Source organism: Stieleria varia (assembly GCF_038443385.1).
Classification (GTDB): domain Bacteria; phylum Planctomycetota; class Planctomycetia; order Pirellulales; family Pirellulaceae; genus Stieleria; species Stieleria varia.
On the sequence record NZ_CP151726.1, the window covers coordinates 1,670,648 to 1,687,063 of the forward strand.

General features: G+C 55.0%; 17 protein-coding genes. 14 read left to right on the plus strand and 3 right to left on the minus strand.

Annotated elements, in window-relative coordinates; genetic code table 11:
- Positions 1-55: 55 nt before the first annotated feature.
- The 6 genes from Pla52nx_RS05860 (at position 56) to Pla52nx_RS05885 (ending at position 4,554) form a co-directional block, all read left to right on the plus strand.
- A complete protein-coding gene (locus Pla52nx_RS05860) occupies positions 56-400 on the plus strand; it encodes a hypothetical protein (protein ID WP_146517966.1) in 345 nt (114 codons plus the stop codon).
- 3 nt (positions 401-403) lie between these two features.
- On the plus strand, positions 404-1,123 hold the full coding sequence (locus tag Pla52nx_RS05865) for a DUF4262 domain-containing protein (RefSeq protein WP_146517967.1): 720 nt from the start codon (positions 404-406) through the stop codon (positions 1,121-1,123).
- Positions 1,124-1,154: 31 nt separating this feature from the next.
- Complete coding sequence (locus Pla52nx_RS05870) at positions 1,155-1,619, plus strand: DUF4265 domain-containing protein (RefSeq protein ID WP_197454193.1); 465 nt, start codon at positions 1,155-1,157, stop codon at positions 1,617-1,619.
- Positions 1,620-2,724: 1,105 nt separating this feature from the next.
- Positions 2,725-2,850, plus strand: coding sequence for a DUF2924 domain-containing protein (locus tag Pla52nx_RS05875; protein ID WP_231741741.1), 126 nt, complete (start codon positions 2,725-2,727; stop codon positions 2,848-2,850).
- Positions 2,847-4,172, plus strand: a complete 1,326-nt coding sequence (locus Pla52nx_RS05880) for a recombinase family protein (RefSeq protein ID WP_146517970.1) — start codon at positions 2,847-2,849, stop codon at positions 4,170-4,172. Before Pla52nx_RS05875 ends, Pla52nx_RS05880 begins: the two co-directional genes overlap by 4 nt.
- Before the next feature lie 58 nt (positions 4,173-4,230).
- On the plus strand, positions 4,231-4,554 hold the full coding sequence (locus tag Pla52nx_RS05885) for a hypothetical protein (protein WP_146517971.1): 324 nt from the start codon (positions 4,231-4,233) through the stop codon (positions 4,552-4,554).
- Here the strand turns inward: Pla52nx_RS05885 and Pla52nx_RS05890 are convergent.
- Both Pla52nx_RS05890 and Pla52nx_RS05895 read right to left on the minus strand, forming a co-directional pair.
- A complete protein-coding gene (locus Pla52nx_RS05890) occupies positions 4,512-4,925 on the minus strand; it encodes a DoxX family protein (RefSeq protein ID WP_146517972.1) in 414 nt (137 codons plus the stop codon). The two genes, Pla52nx_RS05885 and Pla52nx_RS05890, sit on opposite strands and share 43 nt — an antisense overlap.
- Positions 4,922-5,836 (minus strand): hypothetical protein, encoded by a 915-nt coding sequence (locus Pla52nx_RS05895; protein WP_146517973.1) that lies wholly within the window; start codon positions 5,834-5,836, stop codon positions 4,922-4,924. Before Pla52nx_RS05895 ends, Pla52nx_RS05890 begins: the two co-directional genes overlap by 4 nt.
- A gap of 245 nt (positions 5,837-6,081) precedes the next feature.
- Here Pla52nx_RS05895 and Pla52nx_RS05900 point away from each other — a divergent pair, with 245 nt between their 5' ends.
- Positions 6,082-6,381, plus strand: a complete 300-nt coding sequence (locus Pla52nx_RS05900; RefSeq protein ID WP_146517974.1) for a hypothetical protein — start codon at positions 6,082-6,084, stop codon at positions 6,379-6,381.
- Positions 6,382-6,600: 219 nt separating this feature from the next.
- Here Pla52nx_RS05900 and Pla52nx_RS05905 read toward each other — a convergent pair whose 3' ends face one another.
- The gene (locus tag Pla52nx_RS05905; RefSeq protein WP_146517975.1) at positions 6,601-7,623 is read right to left on the minus strand and encodes a helix-turn-helix domain-containing protein; all 1,023 of its coding nucleotides are present in this window, start codon (positions 7,621-7,623) and stop codon (positions 6,601-6,603) included.
- Positions 7,624-7,913: 290 nt separating this feature from the next.
- Between Pla52nx_RS05905 and Pla52nx_RS05910 the strand changes: the two genes are divergently transcribed.
- The 7 genes from Pla52nx_RS05910 to Pla52nx_RS05940 all read left to right on the plus strand — a co-directional run bounded on the left by Pla52nx_RS05910 (position 7,914) and on the right by Pla52nx_RS05940 (position 16,400).
- A complete protein-coding gene (locus tag Pla52nx_RS05910; RefSeq protein ID WP_146517976.1) occupies positions 7,914-8,192 on the plus strand; it encodes a hypothetical protein in 279 nt (92 codons plus the stop codon).
- Complete coding sequence (locus tag Pla52nx_RS05915) at positions 8,189-8,455, plus strand: hypothetical protein (RefSeq protein WP_146517977.1); 267 nt, start codon at positions 8,189-8,191, stop codon at positions 8,453-8,455. Before Pla52nx_RS05910 ends, Pla52nx_RS05915 begins: the two co-directional genes overlap by 4 nt.
- A 449-nt stretch (positions 8,456-8,904) precedes the next feature.
- Entirely contained in the window at positions 8,905-9,705 is an 801-nt protein-coding gene (locus Pla52nx_RS05920; protein ID WP_146517978.1) for a hypothetical protein, read from the plus strand.
- Positions 9,706-9,767: 62 nt separating this feature from the next.
- The gene (locus Pla52nx_RS05925; RefSeq protein ID WP_197454194.1) at positions 9,768-11,474 is read left to right on the plus strand and encodes an amidohydrolase family protein; all 1,707 of its coding nucleotides are present in this window, start codon (positions 9,768-9,770) and stop codon (positions 11,472-11,474) included.
- A gap of 195 nt (positions 11,475-11,669) precedes the next feature.
- A complete protein-coding gene (locus Pla52nx_RS05930) occupies positions 11,670-13,340 on the plus strand; it encodes an amidohydrolase family protein (protein WP_146517979.1) in 1,671 nt (556 codons plus the stop codon).
- 77 nt (positions 13,341-13,417) lie between these two features.
- Complete coding sequence (locus Pla52nx_RS05935) at positions 13,418-14,755, plus strand: dipeptidase (RefSeq protein WP_197454195.1); 1,338 nt, start codon at positions 13,418-13,420, stop codon at positions 14,753-14,755.
- 199 nt (positions 14,756-14,954) lie between these two features.
- Entirely contained in the window at positions 14,955-16,400 is a 1,446-nt protein-coding gene (locus Pla52nx_RS05940; protein ID WP_146517981.1) for a serine hydrolase domain-containing protein, read from the plus strand.
- Positions 16,401-16,416 lie beyond the last annotated feature (16 nt).

Sequence of the window (16,416 nt, forward strand, 5' to 3'; positions counted from 1 at the left end):
CGAACATACGCAACGCCCAAAAAAATTGACGGATGCTACGGCAACCAAGCGAGAAGTGAATCATTACCGGAAAGACGTCCTTGAGTTTACGCAAGATCTGCGGACAAACAGTCTTTTAGCCAAGTTTCGCGCCGCTTTGTCGTCGAACGGTTTCCCGGCTGATGAAGTGTTGCTTGCGGGCTACCTGGAGAACGAGGAGGGGATCGTCGTCGGCGCAATTGTTAGCAAGGACAGTGTGGTCCATGAATTCGAGTACGATCACGAAACAAAAAAGCTGAATCGGTTCAGCAAGGTAAAGCCGAGCTCGATTGAAACATACATCGACGCGATCCACGTTGCCGTCGAGTTCTTCGACGAGCTATTCGCTAAACTGCGAGTGCCCAAGAAAGGTGGCAAATAAGACATGAATGATCGAGACACCGCGATTCAAGCAATACGTGATAACATCCACAAGCACGGATTTCACATCTACTTTCTTGCTGCCGATTCGACTCCCCGGTGCTTGTACACGATCGGGCTGTCAGAGAAAATTGGCCACGAGCTTGCGTTTCTGGGTGGCGCCTACTTTGATGATGATCAGGCCGCTGAAATTGTGACTCAGATTGCTGAATCGCTGATCCACGAGCCCAGCGATGAAATCGCGATCGTTGATTATGGCGAGTTTTCAATTCGCGACGTTGACGAAACCTGGCACGGGTTGATTCTGATGGGCATCGCCGACTACTACCAGGGTCAGAGCGTTCGAGTGAGGCAGATTGTTCCAGACGACGATCACGAGACCGTTGATATCCCAGACATGTCGGAACCCTATTGCGAAGAGGACGACTCGGCTTGGAAGTGGTTGACTGCCGAGTGGTGTTACCCGATTGCGAGCGATTCGATTGCAGTTACTAATTTGGATGCGTTACAAGGATACGTCATCACCGAAGTGACTCGGTGGTCTGAAACCCAATGGGAAATGTTCAGCGGCGCGGGTCCAGACGTTGACGAATCGGATATTCGACTGGTCCCGATGGCAACGCTGCTTGGCGTTGACCCTACACTTGCACCCGTCACACGATTGGACGTGGAAGCAGGATTATGGAGGGATGACATCGAAGACGAATGGACTGTTTGGGAATAGACGGTCAGGCAATTTGCCGAAAGCAGCGAACATGAGTGCTAAGAAGAAGCGAGCTGATTCCCAGAAACACTGGGTGAAAATCAACTTCGCGCTCGAGCAAGAAGACGGATACCCGCCAGTGAGTTCCGAAAGCGTATGGGCGTCCCAGGCAAGTGACGGAACGTTGAAAATCGAGAGCATTCCATTTTTCACAGACGAAGCAACGTTTCAGGATTCCGTGGCCGTCACTGACGAAGAAGGCGAACTGTGGTTCGATGAACTGATCGAAGAGTCCGACAACTCATTGATTTGGATCATCTTCATGGAATCGGACGGCCAAGAGGTCATTGATGATCTGGAAGCTGCCGGATGCGACGTCGAACGATGTAACGAGTCACAGTGTGCGGTTAACATTCCAAAGAACGTCCGCTTGAAAAAGATTCGCAAGCTGCTTGATCAATACGCCCACAATGACGAATTGGATTACGCGGAACCAATCTTGAGACAAGGCCAATGAAGAAGAAACGTAAGAAAGCCAACCGATGGTTCTTTGGCAACAAGAAGGTAACGCCTGATTCGATTCGCAAACTCGGTACAAAGCTCGGCGTTGAGTTTCCTGAGTCCTAGTTAAGATTGTCTCGGCCCACAACGGAGGTTCCTCTAATGAGCACCCTGGAGAAATCACGCTCGCCGTGGTCGACGACGCGGCCGAGATCGTTGGCGAAGCCGCCGAGCACCAGACCATCGAGGTAGCGGGATCGAGTTTGGTTGCCCCATTCCTTCTTCGGTTCTTGGCCTTCTGAACGTCTTAGCCTTCTGGGGAACTTGCCTTCTGAGCGTCTTGGCGATTTTTCTGAGCTTCTGAGAACCTTCTTGCCCAGAAAGATGCGTTTTGAGCGGTCGTCGTCATCTCTCTACCGAGCGACACCCTTTCAAACCCAGTGTTTTCCGGGGTCCGGCGCTGTTCTAAACCTGATCGATTGGGAGGTGCCGACGGCTTCTAACCCGACGGCCCTCAGAAACGCAGAACGTCAGAATTCTGGGCCAGAGAATTCTGGGCCAGAGCTCGAAAACGGGCCGCCGAAATCGCGCTGGGTTATCTGACCGGTCTCAGACGACAGAGAAACGCGGGCCAGCCGCGTTGACGCAAGTCCTTGCGAAATAACGGGATAAAACGAAAAAAGCCGTCGTGGTGACCACGACGGCTTTTCGTTTACTGGTGGGTCGGAAGGTGTTCCAACCAAACAGAGAAGTTGCGGGGGTGGAGCGGCTTTCAAGTCGAGACGGTGGGGGGCCGTTTTTGCATGAGGTTTGTCGGATGACCCGCGAAATCATTGCTGATTTTCTGCTTTTTGCTGTGCAGAGTTGGCTCGGCGGGGGGTGCGAATGGATGGGTGGGGAGGCCGGATTGGGTCGGTCGATGCTTCTTGAGTAGCGTCGCCCGCAGTCGCTGTTCGGGACGGCATCGGTTATCTGGCTGGATTGTTTGATCCGGCTCAGTTGCTTTGTTGCTCGTTTCAAACAGGTGTGGCTATTTCGAAATTCACTGATGGGCCGGCGATGACGCCGGCGGCGCGGCGGAAGGCCGCCGTCATGTTGCTCGCTCGCGGCGTCTTGCGGTGGTGCTGACCGACGGGTTTGAGTTTGAAGGCAAGCGATATCGGTCTCTGACGGCGATTGCCAAAGAGGTCACCGGATGCAGCTACAACGGGTTCGTGTTTTTTCGACTGGGGAGGAAACCTGAATGAGCAAGCCGAAAAATGAAGCGGCGCCGAAGATCCGGTGCGCGATCTACACCCGCAAGTCGCACGAAGAAAGGCTCGATCAAGAGTTCAACTCGCTCGATTCGCAGCGGGATTCCGCGGAATGCTTCATTGCCAGTCAACAAGCCGAAGGTTGGGTAGCGTTGCCGACACGCTACGACGACGGCGGGTTCTCAGGCGGCAACTTGGAACGACCAGCGATGAAACGGCTGCTGGCCGACATCGAAGCCGGCGAGGTGGACTGTGTTGTGGTCTACAAGGTCGACCGGCTGAGTCGATCGCTATTGGACTTCGCTCGCATCATGGGCACGTTCGACGAGCAGAAAGTTTCGTTCGTATCGGTGACGCAGCACTTCAACACGACTCATTCGATGGGTCGGCTGACGTTGAATATCCTGTGGTCATTCGCTCAGTTCGAACGAGAGATCATCGGCGAACGGATTCGTGATAAGATCGCCGGCCAGCGTCGGCGAGGCAAATGGGCCGGTGGGATCCCGGTGCTCGGCTACGACGTTGATCGAACGGAACGAAGCCCGAAGTTGGTAATCAATCAAGACGAAGCCGTTCGCGTGCGTCGAATCTTCGCCATGTACCTGGAAGCCGGCTCAATGCTGCCGGTGGTCGAAGAGTGCGAGCGTCGCGGCTGGGCCAACAAGGTCTGGGTAACTCGCAGTGGCAAGACTCGCGGAGGCAGGCCGTTCGACAAGTCGGCAATCCACACCATGCTGACCAATCCGATTTACGCCGGCCGGATCAAACACAAAGAGCAAACCTTCAACGGTCAACATGACGCAATTGTTGAAAAGACAGTGTTCGATGAAGTTCAGCGGCTGTTGAAGGCGAACAGTAACGGTCGTGGCCGAGCGAACGTCAACATCAAGCTGGCCGCCCACAGTCGCCGAACGATCAAGCCGGCCGCTGACACCGACGAGGCCGAACCGCGCAAACGTCGCGGCAAATTCCCACGGGTTTCGCGGCTGATGGCCTTGGCGATCCAACTCGACGAGATGATCCGCCGGGGCGAAGTCCGCGACGCCACCGAACTCGCGATCTTGTACGACATCACCCAGTCCCGCATGTCGAAGATCCGAGCGATGACGCTACTCGCCCCCGACATCCAAGAAGCGATACTCAACTTGCCGCAGGAGATCGAAGGCCGCTGCCAAATCCACGAAAAGGGCCTGCGTCCGATCCGCAGCGAAGTTTATTTCGACCGGCAGCCAGAAATGTGGAAAACGTTGTTGGCCGAAGTGGAGCGGGAATCATCCGGCGAAATTGATTTGGTATCCCTGTTGCAGACACCGTAATGCAGTGCGATACGATCGCAGCCACGAACTTTCTCGCCTCGGAACGCCGACATTGCTCGTGAAATATCCAACTACTCCAGATGGTCGCTACTTCGTTCACAAAGATCGGCTATGGCGTTGCACCAACCCTAACCTCGACGAGGCGACGCGGCGGCGTTTGGTCGGGGAACTGATGGCCGCACGCCGCGACGTTGGTACCGCCAAACGGGCCGGCGACGATGCAGCATTGGCCGATGCCCGAGGGAAAGTACACGCCGCCAAAGTCGCCCTCGGCAAACGCGGCCCGATGTGGTGGGACAACGACACCGACGACAACCGTTACCTCATCAAGAATACGCCCTACGCGGATTGGTGGTCATCACCCGACGATTCGTCCGCTTGAACCGCCGCCGGCCGCACGGCTGCCCACCAAACCCAAGCGATCAACACGCCCTGCAGCGGCAACCGAGCCACCAGCGCCCAAAATGGAATGTCCGGAAACCGGTCCGCGTGAACCACCATGTCCACGTTCGCCGGGAACACCGCCACCAACAAAGCAATCAACCCCCATCCCGCCGCCCGGCGAAATTTTGGCACCGCCACGCCAATCCCGCCGACGACTTCAAAAAAACCCGACACGTAGACTAACGCCAACGGCCAAGGCAAATACGCCGGCATGATCTTCACGTACGTATCGGGCGACACAAAGTGATTCACGCCAGCGGCGATGAAAAGAAAGGAAAGCAGTCCGAGCGAAACTAACCGCATCGTCATCCATCATTCCCGACGAACTGGCCCAATTTATATCGCCAATCGTTCTCGAATATCATGTCGAATCGCAATTGTTGCTCATGTTGCTCACCCTGTTCTAAGAACAGTTCCCCGACGGTTTCGGTTTCGGACGAGTGTTGCGTGAGCAATTCAAACAGGCGTTGTTTGTACTGCGTGTCTTCGTTGCTGCTCAGGTGCATGCCCTTCGTCTCGAGGACGCTAAACTTGACGGCACCTGTGCCGTCGCCTTTCATGTAAACCAAGAAGTCAGGGTAAATTCGATTTCGTTGCCAACCTTGCATGTGCCAGACTTGCTTGACCGAGATGCGATGCCACCAATGCACCGCCGTCTCGGCATCGAGATACCACGCAACATCTTTCTCTAACGAGTTGATTTCTTTCTGGTACACCGGATCGAAAAGGCCGCTTCTCAAGCGGCGTTCCGTTTTTCGTGATTGGACCCTATCTTCATCACTCACATCGAGCGACAGCGTTTCAGCGAGTTCCCAGTTCAATGCCGGATCGCCCTTCGATATTAATTGAAACGACAGATCGCCACTGGCCAGCATTTTACGAAATTCGGATTCGCCGCCCTCGTTGATTTGCTGCTTCAAGTCTTCTTTGATGGCATTCATCATGAACAATCGGTTCGTGAAGATCCTCGCTTCGGAGATGTCGCGCTTTCGCAGCACTGCTAGCGCATCGCTCACGATTCTTGCACCTTGCCAAGGATTCGGCACAACATCCAGCAACAGCCGTGACATTGCTGGAACGTCGATCATCGGATCCAGCAGTTCGGCGGATTCAACTTCTGGCATCACAGGAGCATTGCCAGCGATGTCGGAGACGTCGATCCGCACGCTGGTTCGATCGACGGTATCCTGCTGGTCGGGCACGAAAGTATCGGCACCCATTAGCCGCTTTGGCGTTAACCGCGGTTCTATTCGGTTGTCAGAAGAACGACTCTCAACAACGTCAAAACCCAAAACGAAACCCAACCACCCAAGCCGGCTAACCGCCGGCTTTCTTCGTTTTTGGACACAACCAACATCCAGCTTGCTGAAACCCACGCGTCTCGATAGGTTCGGAACAAGGCGAGGCAAGACCGCCAAGCCACGATCAAAAACCAACACAAAGAAAACATGGGGCGAACAAACCGATGTCCGAACCACTCTTAAAAATCCCGAATCATCACGCCGCAACTTGCGGCGATCCACCGATCATCAACGGTGAGGAATCGCATCTCTACATCGGCTACTTCGAGAACAAGCATGGAGAGCAATGGATTTTCACCCGCGACCGCAAAACCGGAATCGCCACCCTCCGAGGCGGCGACATCGGCTGGAACACGCCCATCGCTCTGACCGATTGCACCAATGGAACTTTGACGCTAAACCCAAGCGAAGCGCAGTGGCTGGAGTCTTGTCTCGCCGCCAGCCAAGCATTTGCGAGAAGGTGAGACGCCGCTTGCGCCGCCGGACGAGAGTTTCTAAAACGGCAGCAGTCCGCCTCCTCCACCGTCACGATTCAGTTCATAGTGATCGTAACGATCGCATCATCATTGAGCGTCCGACAACAAGGGCTATCTAGCTAGTGTCTTTAGGTTCCACTGAATCATCTGAATGTGCCATGGGATCGCGCTGCGGGCAAAGCTGAGGCCGGTTGCTTTACTCGTGTGTCAGGCTCTTGGAGCCTGCGAAGGCAGATGACCAAATAGTTTCCTGAAGTCTTCTGCAAGACGGCTTCGGTCAACGAAGCCACCTTCTAAGGCTGCTCTTTTGATACTGACATCATCCACACTCGACGTGATCAGACGCTGACGCACCGCGTGGAGCCGGCGAAGTTTCAGGTATCGCATCGGGGAAATGCCGTAGGCCTGTTTGAAAGCGATTTGCAGCGTACGTGCACTGACGCCAAGCTCTTTGCACAACTCGTAGAGGTGAATCGACTCTCGTCCAGACGCATTGAAAATGTCCTTCACTCTGGACAATAGGTAACCGCTTGCGTGAAGTTGATCATTCGCCATCGAAGCCAGCGATGAATCGCGACAGAGAGCCTCGGCGATGCGATCGACTAGGTTTTTCATCAACGACGAAGTGCAGACTGGTTCGACTCCTGCATTCTCGTCGTTATCAATGATTTGAGTCAGCTCGACGATCAGTTGTCGCAGGGAATGCATCGCGTCGCTGCCAGGAGTCAGAAGTCGGCGTTTTGATGCCAGGTTCATCGGATCGTTTTGCAGACGCGCCGCGATCGCTTGCTCAAGAATACCCTCGGGCAAAAACAATTGCGTGGCTCGACTACGACCTGACATTTCGCTGAAATGCTCGCTGCTAGGGCCGTACAGCATGATTTGTGCGGCGTTGAGATGTTCACCACAGATGAACGCAGGACGTTCTCGTGGTTCGGGAATGATGAGCGTGGTACGATTCGATGCGGTCGCAGCCTCGGTGATCAGCTTGCCGGTCCAGCTAATCTGTTGAATTTGCACCGGGCCGATTGACGTCAGTCGGGACGTCGCCGCTGCCCCGCCGGGGGCCGTCTGCATAAATCGAACATCGGCCCGGCCCCTGTAAGCCTCGTTCATTTCGCAGACATCGGTAAACTGCCGCGTTTCGGTGGCAAGTAGGCCGAACTGATCTTGAGGTGTGCGAGCCATCGGTTGCGCTTTTTGCATATCGATTTCGTAGAGACGAGGCACTCGAATTTTGCACCCATGGGCCCGTTGCTGATACAATAGCAGGTGGGGGAGCCTGCGTGTTGGAAGAGGCAACGAGGTCGAAGTTGAATGTTCAGCGTTCGAGTTCGCAGGCAAGTAGTCTACCAGTCCATCACGTACTACTTGTCACTTGAGAATAGAAAATGGCGTCCGATCAGCCCACCGAAGTATTCTCTGATTCCCGTCGAAATTTCATTAAGATTGCTGCGGTCGGGAGTGCGGTTACATCTACTCTTTCCGCAGCGTCCGCTACCACCGCACAAGAGGCTGCCGTGAGATTGCCCGAGAACGCACCGGGGTCTTACGAACCACCGGAGTACAGCGTGATTGAAACGTCGGATGTCGCGGTGCTCTATAAAGTCGATCTTGTCGACATCCTGCAAGCAACGTCGGGCCGGGCCGCGATCACAGTCGGACAGCTTTGCGAAGAGGAACTCCCGAGGTCCAGGATTGTGCTCATTGGCAGTCGCGGCGGCGTGAAAAGCAGCGAGATTTTCGCCTTGTTCCATGAACACTCCAGCAAGCAAACCAATTCACAGGATCAATCATGAAACGAATTGCATGCGCATTACTACTTCTCGCCTGTACTTGCCCACCGTCTCATGCGCAAGAGCATCCAATTGGTAATCCCGCAGCGAAAACGCTGGCAGGGGATGCCGCTGCAGATGACAGCGACGCCGCGCCACAGGAAGATTCGGATAACGAGTTGGTCGAGAACGCAAATAGCGATCGACATGTTCCCGCAAGTGCAGACGCGAATGTGACGCTGAAGCGACTGCAATTGCTGGTCGGGAACTGGGCGGATGTCTGCTGATGCCTGCAACCGCACACGCGCAGCGAGGCAAGGGCGGAAGTCGTCCCTCGATATCACGTCCAAGTGGTGGCTTTAGCCGAACTCCGTCGATGAGTCGTCCGTCGTTTTCGCGACCAGCACCTCGGCCTTCCGTCTCTCGACCAAGTCCCAGCGTGCGGCCTTCGGTACCTTCCATTGGACCGGGCACAACTCGCCCGACACCGGGGCGTCCATCGACACTGCCAAGTCGTCCGATCGATCGCGGGCAAATCAATCAAACGCTGAAAGATCGTTACGGCTCCGGCCGTGAGCGTCCTTTCATGCCGAGCTGGTATACGCCGGGCGCACAGCTGCCAGAAACCAGCCGACCAGCCACACGCCCAGCACCACCCACTCAACCTGGAACGACTCCTGCAACTCGGCCTTCGCGACCGTCTCAACCGGAAACTCGCCCGGTGCAGCCCCCCGCTATGACTCGACCTGCAGAACCATCGACAAAGCCCTCTCGCCCCGATCGGCCGGGCACCCTGCCCGGCGAAGGTATCGGAAATCGACCGAATCCTGACCGTCCTGGTAAGCCCGATCGTCCACCGGCCTACCGACCACCAAACTGGCGTCCGCCTGCTTACCAGCCGGTCTGGCACCCATGGTACCGCCCTGGGAATGGGCAGTGGAATTGGTGGCGACCAGTCACCTATGTTGCTCTCTCGCAATGGTTGCCCTACCGTTGGTCAACGCCGGTCACTTACTCCTATGGCTCTGGCGGAACCGTTCAGTACGTCGGCGACACGATCACGATCAACAACGATCAATCGGTAACAACGCAGCAATACTTTGAACAAGTCGATACGCGTGCATCCAACGTCCCCGAAATCGCCGAAGACCAAGCGGACGATCTGGAATGGTTGCGACTAGGGGGCTTCTCAATCATCCAGGATGATGTCAGCGATTCGACGATGATGATCCAGTTGGCCGTGACCAAAACCGGCGTGATAGCCGGAACCCTCTTCAATGAAGTCACGGGCGTTCCGCATCCGCTCGAAGCAATGGTGGACGCCGAAACTCAGCGTGCAGCATGGCGGTCAGCCGAAGGTACCAATGAAGACGTGGTAATGGAGACAGGAATCTTCAACTTTTCGGAAGAGGAAACGCCGGTGTTGATTCACTTCGGACCCGATAGTCGACAAACCTGGAAACTGATTCGATTGGAAGATCCCGAGGGCGACGCCAGCTCGAACGCCGCAGAACCTGGCTCGGCGCCCGATCGATAGGCCAACCAGGACCGTTCTTCGCGAAGGCATGGGGGAGTTTACCGTGCGCAAGTCCTGGCGGCATGGATCAGACGGTTACAACGTTCAGCAAACAAGTGAAAATCAATATGCATCAACTAAGACGGGATTTTCAGCAAGGGCGCAAGCTGTTTACTGCGTTCACCCTTGTTGCGGTGTTAACGACAAGCCTTCTCACCGTTTCGGTGGCCCTTTCCCAAGACTACGACATTGCCATCCTCAACGGCAGGGTCATGGACCCCGAGACCAACTTCGATGGCGTGCGCAATGTGGGCATCAAGGATGGCAAAATTGTTGTGATCACTGAAGACGCGATCAAGGGCAAGGAAACCATCGACGCCAAGGATCACGTCGTCGCCCCGGGCTTTATTGAGGGGCACCAGCACGCGACCGACCCCTTCAGTCGCAAGGTGAATTTGCGTGATGGCTTGACCACCCAGATGGATTTCGAAGCAGGTGCCGGCGATATCGCCAAATGGTATGCCGAGGCCGAGGGCAAAACCCAAGCCAACTACGGTATGGTCGTGCTCGCAACGCTTGCTCGTGGATTGGTGCTGGACGGTCCTGAAGTAGTGGCTGGTGCTAATGACATGGGAGGCCTGTTCCCTATGGTGGGTCGCGCCGCCGCAAAGGCCCAGAAAGAAGGGCGCAAGCCAGGCTGGACGGCAACACTGCCCAATAAAGAGCAGATGATCAGGATTATGAGCTATGTCGACGAAGGCCTTCGCCAAGGCGCCTTGGGCGTGGGCATTCCAGTCGGCTATATGACCACGGGCGTGACCCAGTACGAATTGTATAAATACCAAGAGCTGGCATCAAAATACGGTCGTGTTTCGAATGCGCATGTCCGCTTTGCGGGTGTCAGACCTCCCACCCAGGGGCAATTGGGTGTTCAGGAAATGCTGGCCAATGCCATGATTTTGGATGCACCTTTCCTGGCTTCACACCTGAACAGCAACATGGACTGGGAGTACACGATCCCGCTCATCAACGACGCAAGAGAAAAGCGAGGGGCCAAAGTATGGGGCGAGGTTTACCCCTACGCAGCGGGCGGTACCATTGCTTCGACGGATATCCTCACAGAGTCGAGCATGGCTCAAATGAATATAACCTATTCGGACGTCGCCAACCTTGACGGCACGCGTTGGGATAAGGCGATGTATGAGGACGTTCGCAAGAATGATCCGGGCAGAACGATTTTGATTTTCAACAACTCCCCTGAGGACATCGCTAAATGGATGGCTATGCCAGGAGTTGTTGTTGTTTCGGACGGGATGGCGATCCAGGATGCAAAGGGCCAATACTACCCATGGGATTCACCTTATGAAGGCAAGTCAGTTCACCCGCGTTGTGCAGGTACCCGCGCCAAGGTGCTCCGCATGGTGCGTGAAGATAAGAACATGACCCTGATGGAAGCCATTTCCAAGATGAGCTACCTGCACGCTAGGTACTTTGATGAACTGGGCGGCATCAGCCAGATGAAGACCAAGGGAAGGGTGCAAGTGGGTGCCGATGCCGACATCGTCGTCTTCAACCCGGACACGGTAACTGACAACAGCACTTACAAGCCGGGCGAAGGAGCGCTGCCCTCCACCGGTATTCCCTATGTGCTGGTGAACGGCGTCGTGGTGGTGAAAGATTCCGAAGTGCAAAAGGTCTTTCCGGGTAAACCGATCCGTTTTCCGGTATTGGAAAAGGGACGTTTGGACCAGATCAATATCGAACCAAGAATTTTTGTACCGAACCAGTGAGTTCTGCAACCGGAGTCTGTCCCGTAAATGTGAGCCGACGGCGCTAGCCGCGGGCCTTCGACGGAAAACACTACTTGCGGTCTGCCCGAGGCTAGCGCCGACGGCTCAAGAAGCACAGATCAGTACTTGCGGGATAGTGTCTAGTCTGTTGAAGAGCGAGCAACGAAACGACCAATTTTAAAAAGGAAAAACGAAATGAATCAAATAAGAAGAGTCCTAAAACAAGGGCGTAAGCAGTTTAATGTGTTTACCCTTGTTGCGGCATTAACAACAAGCCTTCTCACTGTCTGCTCGGCCTTTGCCCAGGACTACGACCTCGTTCTCAACAACGGCCGGGTCATCGACCCTGAAACGCTGTTCGACGATGTCGCCAATGTCGGTATCAAAGACGGTCGCATTGTCAAGATCAGCAAAGAACCACTCAAAGGTGCCGAGACCGTGGATGCCACCGGCCATATCGTGGCACCGGGCTTTATCGACACCCATTTCCACTTTCAAATGCCGATCGGCTATTCCCTCGGGTTGCGGGACGGGCTGACCAGCAGCATGGATTTCGAGATGGGCTGTGCGGGATCCTATGTCGCTCGCTGGTATGAGGCACGCGCCGGTAAGACCCAGGCCAACTATGGCATTGCGGTCAGCCACGAATTTGCCCGCGCGATGTTCATCGACGGGTCAGACGGCGATTACCTGATAGAGGGTCCCGTAGCCGCTCTGACAACCCGGGCGAAAACGGGCTGGAGCGCGACGCGTCCTACCCTGGAACAGGGCAACGCGATTCTCGAAGAAATTGACAAGGGCCTGCAGGCTGGCGCCGTGGGCGTCGGCAGCACCGTGGGCTACATGAGAGAGGGCGTCTCTTCACGCGAGATGTACGAGGTCCAGAAAGTCGGAGCCCGTTATGGCCGCCCGACCGGCGCTCATACCCGCTACACGCTCGGCACCGACACCACCGAGAACAATGGCGCGCAGGAACTTGTCGCCAACGCCGTGGCGCTGGGCGCCCCGGCGATTGTCCTTCACTTCAACAACGACGGCTGGCGGCTGGCACACGAAATGATCATCAGACTTCAGGAACAGGGCCACAACATTTGGGGTGAAGTCTATCCCTACGCTGCGGGTTCCACCACGATCAATGCTTCGTTCCTGGAGCCTAAAAGCTGGATCGACGTATTTGGCAGGCGCTATGAAGATACCATGTTGGATCCGGTCACGGGTAAGTATTATACCCTGGAGACCTACAAGTCCACCGTCGCATCCGAACCGACCAGACCGATCGTCATCTTCAAGCAGCCCGAAGAAGACCAGGCGAAGTGGCTGACGCTCAAGGGCGTGACCATGGCCAGCGATGCGGTTGCTGCCACGCCGTACGACGCCCCTTGGAATTACCCGATGGAAAAGCTGGGCGGCACCCATCCCCGCACGGCTGGCGCCCGAGGTGCTACGATTCGGCTCGGTCGGGAAAACAACATCCCGATGATGCAGTTGATGTCGATCCTCAGCTACAACGCTGCCAAGCATCTGGGCGATACCGGCCTGAAGTTCATGCAAGAGCGCGGCCGCATTCAGACTGGCATGGTTGCCGATATCGTGGTGTTTGACCCCGAACTCTTCACGGACAATTCAACCTACGAAAAGGGCGCTATCCCTTCGACGGGCATGAAAGCCGTGATCGTCAACGGTCAGGTGGTTGTGCGCGACGATGTGCAGCTTCCGGTTTTTCCTGGTCAGCCGATCCGGTTTGAACCCGAAGACAAACCGCGCTTCGAGCCGATCTCAGTTGAGTCGTGGAATGTCGAATTCTCGACCGGTATGCCTTTGCCATCTGGCTTCACGGGTGCCTTCCCTCAGAAGGTCGAAAAGTGATGATGTCAAGCTCCGTGATTTCGTCAGGGTCTATTTCCCGACCACCCCGTTCGTCGACGGCTACGGCGAATTCAAAGGTGGCGCCTATCAACGTGCCGCAGCCAAGATGCTGGCCGGGGAAGATTGGGATTGCGACTACAGAGAAACAGCAACCAACCGAAAGGAACAGAGAAATGATGACCCAAGAAGATTTTTTCGACAAACAAGCGCAAAAAGCTGGGACAAGAAACCAGCAATCCTCCACAAATGAAACGAATGTGGGGCGCCGTGAGTTTGTCAAGACCGTGGGTGCGGGAGCGATCGCATTGGGCAGTGGACTCGGCGCTGGACTCGGCGCAAACCGCACGTTTGCGCAGGAGGCTTCTTCGTCCACGTACAAACCTGTCACCTCGAACTATATGCAGGTTCACAAAGATCTGGTGATCATCGATGGCACCACCAACCTTAGGGGGCTCGACAAGGATGTCAAATATCTCGATTGGTATAAGGAAGGTCGTGCCACGGCCGTGGTGATGACGATCTCGGCAGCCAACATGGTTGCGGCGTCGAACGTCAGGCACAAGGACGATACGTTGGATGGGCTGGGCTTCATCCATCGGCTTCTGCAGACCAGAGATGACCTGTTGTTGGTGCGGTCGACATCGGACATCGAAAAAGCCAAGTATTCAGGCAAGCTTGCGTTGTTCTTGCAGTTCCAAAACGCCGCGGTCGTGGAGAACAATCTTGACCTTGTCAACATGTACAAGGCTCTCGGGATCCATGTCATGGGGATGGCATACAACCAAAGAAATCAGTTTGCCAACGGGGTCACTGAACCGGTTGACGGGGGATTGAGCGTTTTTGGCGTGAAGTTGATCGAGCGGTTGAACGAGGCGAAGATAATCGTCGACGTCGCGCATACCGGCACCAAAAGCGGGCTCGAGACGGTCTGGCGTTCCAAGTCGCCCGTTGTCCTGTCGCACTCGAATTCCCGGAACTATCGCCCGTCACCTCGCAATGCGCCGGATGAGCTGATCACGGCGGTGGCCAAATCAGGCGGGCTGGTCGGCGCGATCATGTATCCACCCTTCGTTGCCGCGAAACCCTTTCCAACCATGGATGACTACGTTGGCAACATCGATTATCTCGTGCAGCTCGTAGGAATCGACCACGTCGGCATTTCTTCAGACTACACCTATCAAATCTCGATGACCCCGGCGGAGCAAAAAGCAGGTTGGAAGATGTATATCGATTCCGGCGTCTGGACCAAAGAGGCCTATCCGTATGACGTTTTGGCCTATCCACAGGGCATCGAGACTCCCAGGACTCTATTCAATCTTACCGATGCGTTGCTTGGTCGCGGCTACAAGAAAGAGGACATCGCCAAACTTTGGGGTGGCAATTGGTTGCGAGTAATGAAAGCGGTTATCGGGTGATTTATTTAGCATCTGAGCATCCGATTTTGTTTTCTCGCTGGCACCCCCGGCGCCGACATGACGAATGCTCCGGCTTCTAAGCCCAAAGCTGATCAGGATCTAGCCATTGCCAGGAGGTAGCTCTTGGTAAGTCGAAGGCAGATAGGACCTTGTTGGGCACTCAAATTCGATAAACGCAAATACTCAGACGAGCAGTCCCATGAAACGAAACATCGCACTATTGTTTATTGTAATAGCCTCGTCATTTTGTGCGGTTCAACCGTCAGCCGCCCAGGAGAACATGGACACGCGGTTTGAGGAAATTAAGAGCGAAGCTCAGCGACTCATGGACGAGATCAAAGTCCCAGGTATAGCCATTGGGGTCATGCACGATGGTAAGGTCCAAATGGCCGGCCTGGGCATTACCAATGTTGACGATCCTCAGGCTGTCACTGAAGCCACCGTGTTTTATATCGGCTCCATATCGAAGACGTTTACGACCACCGTAGCTCTTAAAATGTCAGAACGCGGAGAGCTCGACCTCGAAGCCCCGGTTCGGAAGTATCTTCCGGAGTTTTCGGTCCTGGATAGCGAGGCTTCAGAAAAGGCGAAGGTGATCGACCTTTTCCAGCACCGGACTGGCTGGCAAGGCGACTACTTCGAGGATCCCAGTTCAGGGGAAGATGCCTTGGAGAAGGCCGTGTGTGCTTTTCGATTCCTGCCGCAACGCACACCTTATGGCGAGGTCTGGGCTTACAACAATAACAACTTCATCATTGCAGGACGCCTCATTCAAGTCGCAGGCCGTGCAAAGTCTTATGAACAAAAAGTTAAGGACGAGTTGTTTCTGCCCCTGGGCATGACGCACAGCTCATTCTTCATGGCGGATCTAATGGCAGAACGCTTTGCCGTTGGCCATGCCGGAGTCTATGACGGGACGTCCGAACCTCAGGTCAGCTTTATGCCGTTTCCGCGCAGCGTCTATCCGGCCGGAGGCATACTCAGTAACGTCAGTGATTTGATGAAGTGGATGCAATTTCAGTTCGACGGTAAGGACAAGGACGGCAGTCAACTGTTGTCACCAAAGTTGCTGGACATGGCGCACAGTCCCCTGGTCGAAGGCGAGCTGAGTGAACACACCGGTGTTACGTGGTTTGTTGAGGATGTCGGCGGTGTGCGAACCGTTTTTCATGCCGGTCGGTCGGCAGGGGCGACCGCCAAGATGCTGTTTGCACCGGACAAGAAATTTGGGATCGTTGTTCTTACGAACAGCGACCGTGGGATTGAGGTGTACGATGCGGTAATCGCACTGGCTCTCAAAAAGTATTTGGATATTGAAAAAATACCCTTGGTTGCAATCGCTGCGGATCGTAGTTCCCTTGAGCCTTTCGAAGGTCTTTGGTTGGGGGATAATGAAGACTACAAAATCTATTTTGACAACGACCAGCTCATGGCTGAACGCTTGTACAAACCAATGGCAGGAGTTCAAATTTATGAGAAACCTCCACCGATTTCGATGAGTAGCGCGGGTGAAGACATGGTCATCATGACAGATGGTGCCTTTCAAGGAACGGTCGGTCAGTTGCGGCGTGACAAGTCTGGAAAGCCGGCGCTGCTTAGCATGCAGCACCGGATCTTCCGTCGCTCCACGGAGGAAAACGATTAACAGCGGGTGAATCAGT

Excerpts from the sequence above, each read along its gene's own strand:
- Pla52nx_RS05925 (WP_197454194.1), top strand. The coding sequence starts at position 9,768 with ATGGATCAGACGGTTACAACGTTCAGCAAACAAGTGAAAATCAATATG.
- Pla52nx_RS05915 (WP_146517977.1), top strand. The coding sequence starts at position 8,189 with ATGAAACGAATTGCATGCGCATTACTACTTCTCGCCTGTACTTGCCCA.
- Pla52nx_RS05880 (WP_146517970.1), top strand. The coding sequence starts at position 2,847 with ATGAGCAAGCCGAAAAATGAAGCGGCGCCGAAGATCCGGTGCGCGATC.
- Pla52nx_RS05900 (WP_146517974.1), top strand. The coding sequence starts at position 6,082 with ATGTCCGAACCACTCTTAAAAATCCCGAATCATCACGCCGCAACTTGC.
- Pla52nx_RS05930 (WP_146517979.1), top strand. The coding sequence starts at position 11,670 with ATGAATCAAATAAGAAGAGTCCTAAAACAAGGGCGTAAGCAGTTTAAT.
- Pla52nx_RS05865 (WP_146517967.1), top strand. The coding sequence starts at position 404 with ATGAATGATCGAGACACCGCGATTCAAGCAATACGTGATAACATCCAC.
- Pla52nx_RS05890 (WP_146517972.1), bottom strand. The coding sequence starts at position 4,925 with ATGACGATGCGGTTAGTTTCGCTCGGACTGCTTTCCTTTCTTTTCATC.
- Pla52nx_RS05920 (WP_146517978.1), top strand. The coding sequence starts at position 8,905 with ATGACTCGACCTGCAGAACCATCGACAAAGCCCTCTCGCCCCGATCGG.
- Pla52nx_RS05940 (WP_146517981.1), top strand. The coding sequence starts at position 14,955 with ATGAAACGAAACATCGCACTATTGTTTATTGTAATAGCCTCGTCATTT.
- Pla52nx_RS05870 (WP_197454193.1), top strand. The coding sequence starts at position 1,155 with ATGAGTGCTAAGAAGAAGCGAGCTGATTCCCAGAAACACTGGGTGAAA.
- Pla52nx_RS05895 (WP_146517973.1), bottom strand. The coding sequence starts at position 5,836 with ATGGGTGCCGATACTTTCGTGCCCGACCAGCAGGATACCGTCGATCGA.